This window comes from Vibrio sp. D173a, from assembly GCF_030248475.1.
Genome location: NZ_JAHGAH010000580.1, coordinates 1 through 647, shown reverse-complemented (window position 1 = coordinate 647; position 647 = coordinate 1). Strand labels below are relative to the sequence as shown.

The following is a 647-nucleotide window of genomic DNA, read 5'->3' as shown; positions in this document are numbered from 1 at the left end:
GCAACGGTATTTATCGTTGGTGGTTTCTGGGAAGTTCTATTCTGTATGGTGCGTAAGCACGAAGTTAACGAAGGTTTCTTTGTAACTTCTATCCTTTTTGCACTTATCGTTCCGCCAACACTTCCTCTATGGCAAGCGGCATTAGGTATTACCTTCGGTGTTGTTGTTGCTAAAGAGATCTTCGGTGGTACGGGTCGTAACTTCCTTAACCCTGCACTTGCTGTCCGTGCGTTCCTATTCTTTGCATACCCTGCACAGATTTCTGGTGACGTAGTATGGACTGCAGCGGATGGTTTCTCTGGTGCAACTGCACTTAGCCAATGGGCTCAAGGCGGCGGTAGCGCTCTAGTGAACACTGTATCTGGTGAAGCAATCACGTGGATGGATGCGTTCATTGGTAACATCCCAGGTTCTATCGGTGAAGTATCGACTCTAGCACTTATGATCGGTGCTGCGATGATCGTATACATGCGTATAGCTTCATGGCGTATCATTGCTGGTGTAATGATCGGTATGATCGCTGTGTCTACGCTATTCAACGTGATCGGTTCTGACACTAATGCAATGTTCAGCATGCCTTGGCACTGGCACCTAGTTCTAGGTGGCTTCGCATTCGGTATGTTCTTCATGGCAACAGACCCAGTATC

At 47.6% G+C, this 647-nt stretch carries 1 protein-coding gene; it reads left to right on the top strand.

Going from position 1 to position 647, the window contains the following annotated elements; all coding sequences use genetic code 11:
- Positions 1 to 647, top strand: a 647-nt coding sequence (nqrB, locus tag KIV40_RS27665) for an NADH:ubiquinone reductase (Na(+)-transporting) subunit B (RefSeq protein WP_285352402.1), incomplete at both ends; no start/stop codon positions are given.